Here is an 8083-nt window from a genome sequence, read left to right as displayed (position 1 = left end):
GGCCTCGAGAGCCAGCCGGGTAGCTCGTTCACGTACTTCTGGTAGATATTTCGAGGTAGGCATGATGTGTTGAGGGTAGTCCTTTCTTGGGTAACCGCATACCCTCCATCAAACCAAGGACGAATCATAGTCCTTCGCCTGGTAGTCCAAAACCGAAGGAACGTCCGTGTGAGTCGCCTTCGCCTCGACGACGGCCACGAGTTGTTTGCCAACGAAGAGTGCGTAGTCAGCGAAACCGCGTGTACCACCGTTCGCGAGAGCCGAATCTGTCGGCCATTCGGCAATTGCGATATTCCTGCCAGCTTGTGGTCGTGTCCCCTTCGAATACCGCAGCGTTTCAGTGTCAGCTTCCCAGCCGACTTGTCGCAGCTGTTCATCGATCAATAGGCGTGTCTCAGCCTCAGTGCGGGGGCGCTGGTTTGCCGCTTTTTCGCTACGCTCGCGTCGTGCAGTCTTCGTGACTGCGGGTGCCGTTTGAGCTTTCTCTTCGTCGGCAGCAATCAGCGCGATCTCGTCCTGCTCCAATACTTGGGCGTCGGGTCCAGTAGTACCGGTAGCAGGAAGCACGTACTCGGGAACGGTGAGGTTTACAGGGCCATACGTTGTGGCGAACCAACCCGTAAGCGAATGCACTACGGGAAGGAACTGACTTGCAGTTGCTTCGTCGCCCCACCCATCGTGAGCGGCTTTGTTGCGTGCTTTACGCAGAAGGTGGAGAACATCCACGACGTCCTTGGGAAGTAACCCCTCGCGCTGGAGTGCGTCAATACGAGCAACGGCTCTGTTGTCGTCAGGTTCCTTCACATTGTCGAATTTGAACACCATCGACAATATTGATTCGCCGATCAGGCCCAGCTTCATGAGAGAAGAGTTCGGGTCAGACTGCCGGTATGCCTCGGCGAGATTGCCTAGTGTTGCAAGCGAAGGGAACGGACCCTTCAAGTAGGTGAAGTTTCCGCCCATTTCACGAACTTCCTTTCGCTAGATAACCATCTTGGACTTGGCCGCGAGTCGCAGCTACTTTTTGCTCGGTGACATAAGACCCGTCGGGAACTCCACTACGTGCCCGTTAAGCAGCTTCTCTGCCGCTTATAGAACCCATGTCCAATACCTAAGCCAACTATATAGGAACATGCACGCTCAATCTCACCGAGTAATGTCACGTTGCAACGGGAACGTACCAGTCCCGTCCTCGTCCGCAGGCTGCGTAGCTCCTTCAGCTCTTCCGGGATCGTTGACGCCAGCGTGTCGATGAGCCTGGTCATGATCGTTTTGCCCTTCTTCAGCGTCGCAGCGTAAGCGGCGATCGTGTCTTGGGCGACCCCGACGTCCAAGGATTTCGGTCTGTAGCCGCCTCCTGGTCTCATCGAGCTTCGTTCCGACAAGAGCGACCACATGGAACGGATCCATGACCGTTGTTGCCTCCGGCAGCACGTCGGTGGCGGCCTTCTTGTACCCAGCGAAGGCATCCATCGCGACGTGATCGGGTCCGGCCCTGAACTCATCGGGTTGGTCGGCCAACCAGTTGCTGAAGGCCTCACCCCAGCGGCCGGGGACGATGTTGAGCAATCGTGGCGGCCGGGACGTGAGATCACAGTCACCCACCGGTCGATGCCGCGATGGGACCAGCAGTGCTCATCGACGCCGATCGTGGACACACCATCGAGTCGGGAGGCATCGGCGAGCAGGAGCTTGCGGCCGAGGTCGAGGACGGCCGAGCACACGGTGTTACACGAGGTGGCGAGGTTCTTCGCGATGACGTGGATGCTCATCTTGTCGATGACGACCGACTTCAGCGCCCACAGACGTGCGGTGCGGGAGAGCTTCGACCGCCCCACACAGGCTCGTGCCGGCGTCTGGGACCACCGCCGGCGGCAGTCAGAACAAGTGTAAGTACGAATCCTGATTGCCAAGGTCACCGCAGTCAGGCCGGTGGGTGGATGGATGAGCTTGCGGATCCGTGTCGCCCGGACGAGACCTCGCTGCGCGCAGTCCGGGCAAGAATCGTCTTGCCCGGTGAGCAGACACAGCACGGTCAGATGCCTGCCCGAGTGGTGTTGTCCGATCGCGGTGAGCCCGAGACCAGCCAGGGAGAGTGTGGTGTCGAGGCAGGGCAGGGTAAAGTTGTGCAATAGGGACCTTGGGTCGTGATGGAGTCTTGAACACCTACATCATTGCATCCAAGGCCCCGTACTCCTTCGCCCCTCGATCAAGGTCCTCTGCACCGCCCTATTTATGAAGAGCCGAAAACGCTGCCAACACTATCGCTGTGGAGACTCGCACGCGCCTGAAAGTTCCTTTATACGAAACTGAGTATGTGAAATGCCGAGAACTCAGAAATGAAAGAGCTAGTGCATAGAACCGGGTGAGCACTGAAGTATCAAGCCGGGAAATAGAAAGTTATAAAGTTTGATGCTCGTCAACCGATGAGAACGAGACTCCACGTAGTCACGAACTGACACACCAGCTCAATCTAGAGGCGCTTTCGAATACGGATTCCCAGAACCGGCACGTACAAGCCGACGGTAAATGTAACGATCTACAGTCCTCAATCTAGTAGCCCTACAGTTTTACTGAATTACGATCAGGTCGTCCAGCGATACGCCGATCAACCACACCACATGGTTATCACTAGTTTGAATTACCAAAATGAGAAGCAGACCCCCATTTAAGATAATAGGCAAAGAAAGGGTCAGCGATGTGCACGGTCGAAGCGGGCCCGTCCTCTATGAATTCGAGGACAGGCTGCACTCCGCTGAATTCGTCCTCATTTTCGCCTCGAGAGTCGAGCTCATCCTCCGAAGGTTGAGAGTTGTCTAAACGCGTAGCGGCAATTCTGCTCATATATTGAAGCGTGCGGGTGACCTGGTGAGCCTCGGGAGGTTTCCCAACAACAAGATTGTCAATCTCGACCCTAATACGGTCGCGAGTAATCTCTAAATCAGGCAGGCAGTTTGCCATGGCCTTTAGAGCCAATCCATAAGTATCAAGACCAGCACCGTCTCCTTTCAACCGCCAAGTGGTCCGCTTCTGGCCTTTCTCTTGTGGGCCACGAAGGAGCTTTGTAAACCACCGTCTCGAAGCGTCACTGGCGGCGCGCGCGAAAAATTCATCCCACGACTCAGGCGCAACAAGAGCCTGAATAGTGGGCCTCGCTTCTCGAATATAATTTTTAGTACGTACGAGGTCGCGACACAATTGTTGCATAATGTGCGGACTCCCAAAGCTCATATGTGCCAAGTTTAGTTCGAGATCTCCTGTAGAGTCCTCAACGTTCAGTATTCTGAATCCGGCTTGCGCAATATAGATCAATTCCTGAACCGACCATGCCGATGTCTCTAATAGATCCATTCGACCGTCCATGTCTTCAACCGCATTTGCCACATCGTGCCTCCTATAGGTGATCGACGCGAAAATCGACCTTAGCCCCCTATAGACCAACGGCTTGACCGCTCTAACGATTTCTTTCTGAACTTCTCGGTCAATAAAGTGAAAGTCATCAATAACGAGAGCCCGCTGCGCCCGCAACAAAGCATCTTTCACCGTGGGAGCAATCGACGAAACATATCGAGAACCGAAGGACTGAGAATCAGTATCACTCGTACCCCCTCCGCCTTCAGTGACTAACAGTTTCGCTTTTCCAGAGAACGATGTGGTCGTACTTAGACTCTCCGAGACATCCGTATCAAGTTTCGCTTCGATCTCGTTACCGATCAGCTCCCAAAGATTCTCCGGGGACTTTACGTCTTGGCCATCGATCCAAATCGGATTATCGACCACTCGATCTAAAAGTACAGTCTTACCAGTTTTCGTGGGGCCCAGAAGGACCAATATCGATCCACCGTCATCCAGGTAATCCCTCAATTTTTCCTCGAGATTCAGAGTTTCTCGAGGATTATACGTATAAATTGGTTCTTTTCCAGGAACAAAAACTTCGCCAGTTTTGATTGGTGTCATCATAACCCACATACTACCCGAGCTACCCGTGGAGTCGGTCACGATTGTTTCGGTCGTCAAAACCAATCTGGGACGATGATTCGTTGACTTCGCGCGGGTGTTGCGGACCGGGTATCGTTGAGGGAAACATGCGTGCGCGCTCTGTCAGATCACGAAGACTGCATATTACAACACCCTTGCGCCAAAGCAATCAGCCACCAGGACATCAAGAGTGCAACTCCAATTCTTCGTTTTGGAACTCGCCGGGAGTAAGCCACAGTCCCTCGCCAGTCTGCTAGCAATTTGCAAAATTGTAGTTCTTACGACAACGCGCAGACGCGATCATCAGTCAACCATCCGTCTACAACCCGAGGAACTCGCGCATCGCCGGCAGCTCCCGCCGTGCCTGCGACAGACCCATCCGGTGAGCGGCAGCCAGTCGCGAGAGATCGCAAGTGCTGCTATCGACCGGCATGCGTTCGGGAACGAAGACGTGCGCCTTCCCCTTCGCCTCGAGTTCGAAGATGCGTTCACGGGTCTCGTTGTAGCGCTTCCACCGAGTAAGCAACGCTTCAGCCAGTGCCGGATACTTGCGGAAGACGCCCCGGAATACTGCAGGGAACCTCTGCGGCGCCTTCTTGTAGCCGCACTCCTGAGTGAGGACGATGACGAACTTCTCGAAGCCCTTGCTCTGTGCCTGGCTCAGGGCGATGCCGCCGTCCTCCCCCATTGCACCGTCGACGTACACATGCCCATCGAGGTGCACCGGCGGCATGACAATCGGCGCGGCCACAGACCCGCCGGGTCACCGCCGAAGTCGGTTTCGCCGTCATCTGTTTCGTCGGCGCCCCCGGTAAAGTCCGGGTCGAGAGCGGAGTCAGTGCAGACGAAGCGTCCCTGCTTAAGCAGGAAGCAGGCGGTCAACGGATTTCCGTCGCCGCTGGCCGTGGCAGTGCGGGAGTAGACGCTCAGCTGCACGGCTTCGTCCTCGTCGATCATCGTGCGATACCGCTTGCCTGAGTTCGACCATTTGAGGTCGATGATGGCCGGTCGCCCATCGTCGAAGGTTCCTTCGAGGTCGCGCATTCCGCCCAGCTCCACGGTTCTGGGCGAGCCATTAACTCTGAGCTCCCAGACGTGGGTGAAGTCAGCCTCGGTGTCGGTGAGGGTGATGCCGCGGTTCTGCAAGGCGGTGAACAGGGAGGTCAGGGAGGCGAGCACGGTGGATCGGATGATCCCCAGTCGGGCTTTCTGGCCGGGCAGCAGAGCCTCAACGATGTACTGCCAGGTGTGCGGTAGATCGGTCAGGCGGTCCTGCAACTCGAGCGTATCGATACCCAGGGGCCAGTTCGGTCCATGTCGACGGATGAGGCTGAGAACCTCTTGCAAGTCATCGGCTCTGCCGGGAGCCAGAGACGCGGCTGAGTCGTGGGCCGGCCCGAGGCGAACCAGACGTTCCACTGCGGCCAGGGCCTCGATCCGGGGATGTTCTGCATAGGTTTCTGTCTCGGAGCTCGGCTGCCAACCGGCCTCAACGGCATCGTCGCGCAAGCGCAGGAGGTGGTGGGCGGTGTTCCACGGATCGGTGGCGAAGGAACGGCGATACCAGGGGTGGTCGGCCTCGGCCATGAGTGACCGATACTGTGCGATGCGGATCGGACGGTTGACGGCCGATCGTGCAGTCCCCAGCCGGGTCTGCAGAACGCCGAGGAGACCGAGCGGGCCGGTGACGACGGTCGTGCCGGTAGGACTGGTAGTGACGTGGGGGCGGTGAGTCCTGCGGTGGGACTGCCATGGGGCTCGGTCGAGGGTCCACTCGAACTTGATGCGCATCCTTGCTCCTCCCTGCCCAACTGATGACGACAGTAGTAGGGCGGTGTGGTTTCGCCAAACGGCTTTACCAACAACTGACACATTGGCCGTCCGGAATCGACCAGTTCGTCAGTGGCATCGTCCGATCACATACCGATGGTTCGAAGTCCCACCCACAATGTAAGGTCGCTGTATGGGATTTCAGACTCCGCAGTACACACTGGATCAGTACCTTGGGTGGACGGTTGATGGAAGGATCCAACTCCCCGATTTCCAACGCGGATACAAATGGGACGACGAGCGCATCCGTCAGCTGCTCGTCACGATTCTTCGCGGTCATCCCATGGGGGTCGTGATGTTGCTCGACACGAACAATGACGAGGTCCGTTTCAAGCCGCGTCCAGTCGAAGGTGTCGCTCTCGACCAGGACACTCCTCCGGCTTACCTCCTTCTCGACGGGCAGCAGCGCCTCACTTCATTAACCCAGGCGTTGACCGGCGACGGTGTCGTCGAGACTAAGGACGCGCGCGGAAAACTCATGTCCCGGCGGTACTTCGTCAGCATCAGCAAGGCGCTGGGCGGCGAAGAATCGATGGATGAGGCCGTCATCTCTGTTGATGGAGACGGGATGATCAAGTCGAATTTCAACCGGGATGTTGATCTCGACCTGTCGACACCAGATCTACAGAGAGAACAAGGATACTTTCCTCTCAATCTCTTGTTCCAGCCGGTGGAGAGTCAAGGGTGGATCATCAAGTACGCCCTGGTCGACCAGGAGTCGGCGGGACGCTTCCACGCGGAAGTATTGACTCCGGCGCTGAGGTATTCCATCCCCGCGATCGAGCTGGACCGCAACACCTCGAAATCTGCAGTCGCCACTGTCTTCGAGAAGGTCAACACCGGTGGACTCCAACTCAATGTCTTCGAATTGCTGACAGCAACATTCGCCGGCGACGCCGACTACTATTCCGAGTATGGGACGGACTTCCGCCTCAATGACGACTGGCGCGAGACGCAAGCAATATTCGAAGCCCAACCGGTGCTGCAGGAGGTCAGCAACACCGACTTCCTCAGGGCAGTGACCCTCCTTGCCACACGAGAGAAGAATCTGACCGGCACACGGACGCGCCCGACTGCCGTATCCGCCCGCAGTGAAGACGCTCTGAGGATCACTCTCTCGGAGTATCTGCGGTGGCGCGACCCGCTGCGGCAGGCATTCCTCTGGGCTGCAGGCTTCCTCGCCGATCGGCACATCTTCGACACCCGCTTTCTGCCCTATGGCACACAGCTGATTCCTCTGGCCGTCATCAAGGTGATCCTCGGCTCTGATGCAGACCTGCGCGGACCGCATGGCCGAATCATCCAATGGTTCTGGTGCGGAATCCTCGGCGAGCTCTACGGTGGCACGACCGACACTCGTTTCGTCCGCGATATCATGTTCGTTCCCGATTGGGCCAGGGGAATCGACGGAGCAGCTGTTCCGACAACCGTCCTGGACTCACAATTCGTCGAGTCGCGTCTTCATTCCCTGCGCACACGAAACGCTGCCGCCTACAAAGGTATCTACGCACTTTTGCTTGAGAATCAAGCACGTGACTGGATGGAAGACAAGCGGTTGGACCTAGTTCAGCATCGCGAGTTAGCGGTCGACATCCACCATATATTCCCTAAGAAGTGGTGCACGGATCAGAACATCGACGAAGAACATCGTGAGTCGATCGTCAACAAGACCGCGATCAGTGCTAAGACAAACCGTTCAATCGGCGCTCGAGCTCCGTCCCACTATTTAGATCTCATCGAGCGTAATGCACAGATCTCAGCTGGCCAGGTCGATGAAGTGCTTACTTCGCATTGCATCAACCCCAGCCTTTTGCGAAACGACGATTTCGCCGGCTTCTTCTCTGACCGACGCGAAAGATTGCTCGGTTTGGTCGAATCGGCGATGCAGAAGCCTGCACAGAGGGATGTGTCGCAAGGGTACCTTGTTGAGGAATCGTCCCAATTCGAAGAAGCTGAGGTGGCCGAATCCGCCACTGAGTCAGTCGACGAATCGACTCCAGGGGCGGGACTCGACGTCGCCACGGTCTCGGTTAGCGAGGTCTGAAGCATCCAAGTGCACGCAGATCCAGCCAGGGCGAGGATTGCGCTAGTCAGGAATACTATGCCCTTAATCGAATTGTTCACTTTGAGAAACAGCAGGGACAAAGGGGCTCTTCCGGTTTCAGAGTGCGTTGACCCGGGCCGATAGCTGCCCGGAGTGGAGCAGACAGCGCAGCACGTAGTGCTCGAAGTTCCTGAAGCCCAGACCAATGCCCCGCAGATGCTCGAGGCGTCC

Annotated in this window: 5 protein-coding genes and 1 pseudogene; 1 reads left to right on the top strand and 5 read right to left on the bottom strand. The window is 56.8% G+C overall.

From position 1 onward, the window contains the following. Positions 1-108: 108 nt before the first annotated feature. The 5 genes and pseudogenes from EB836_RS17665 to EB836_RS17645 form a co-directional block, all read right to left on the bottom strand. Positions 109-963: a DUF4145 domain-containing protein gene (locus EB836_RS17665; protein ID WP_135542751.1), complete on the bottom strand. Its 855-nt coding sequence runs from the start codon at positions 961-963 to the stop codon at positions 109-111. A gap of 230 nt (positions 964-1193) precedes the next feature. Continuing rightward, positions 1194-2132: pseudogene (locus EB836_RS17660) on the bottom strand (ISL3 family transposase); the annotation flags it as partial. 499 nt (positions 2133-2631) lie between these two features. Beyond that, the gene (locus tag EB836_RS17655) at positions 2632-3960 is read right to left on the bottom strand and encodes a hypothetical protein (protein ID WP_135542749.1); all 1329 of its coding nucleotides are present in this window, start codon (positions 3958-3960) and stop codon (positions 2632-2634) included. Between the two features lie 337 nt (positions 3961-4297). Further along, entirely contained in the window at positions 4298-4666 is a 369-nt protein-coding gene (locus EB836_RS17650; RefSeq protein WP_240690156.1) for a DUF6363 domain-containing protein, read from the bottom strand. Further along, entirely contained in the window at positions 4639-5769 is a 1131-nt protein-coding gene (locus EB836_RS17645; protein ID WP_135542747.1) for a hypothetical protein, read from the bottom strand. Before EB836_RS17645 ends, EB836_RS17650 begins: the two co-directional genes overlap by 28 nt. A 172-nt stretch (positions 5770-5941) precedes the next feature. On the opposite strand from EB836_RS17645, the gene EB836_RS17640 reads away from it, so the two are divergent. Beyond that, positions 5942-7852, top strand: coding sequence for a DUF262 domain-containing protein (locus EB836_RS17640; RefSeq protein WP_135542745.1), 1911 nt, complete (start codon positions 5942-5944; stop codon positions 7850-7852). Positions 7853-8083: the final 231 nt, after the last annotated feature.

It is taken from the genome of Brevibacterium sp. S111 (assembly GCF_004745075.1).
Lineage (GTDB): Bacteria > Actinomycetota > Actinomycetes > Actinomycetales > Brevibacteriaceae > Brevibacterium.
Note: the sequence above shows the minus strand (reverse complement) of the source record. Positions and strands in the feature narration are given on the sequence as shown.

Excerpts from the sequence above, each read along its gene's own strand:
- EB836_RS17640 (WP_135542745.1), top strand. The coding sequence starts at position 5,942 with ATGGGATTTCAGACTCCGCAGTACACACTGGATCAGTACCTTGGGTGG.
- EB836_RS17645 (WP_135542747.1), bottom strand. The coding sequence starts at position 5,769 with ATGCGCATCAAGTTCGAGTGGACCCTCGACCGAGCCCCATGGCAGTCC.
- EB836_RS17655 (WP_135542749.1), bottom strand. The coding sequence starts at position 3,960 with ATGATGACACCAATCAAAACTGGCGAAGTTTTTGTTCCTGGAAAAGAA.
- EB836_RS17650 (WP_240690156.1), bottom strand. The coding sequence starts at position 4,666 with ATGGGGGAGGACGGCGGCATCGCCCTGAGCCAGGCACAGAGCAAGGGC.
- EB836_RS17665 (WP_135542751.1), bottom strand. The coding sequence starts at position 963 with ATGGGCGGAAACTTCACCTACTTGAAGGGTCCGTTCCCTTCGCTTGCA.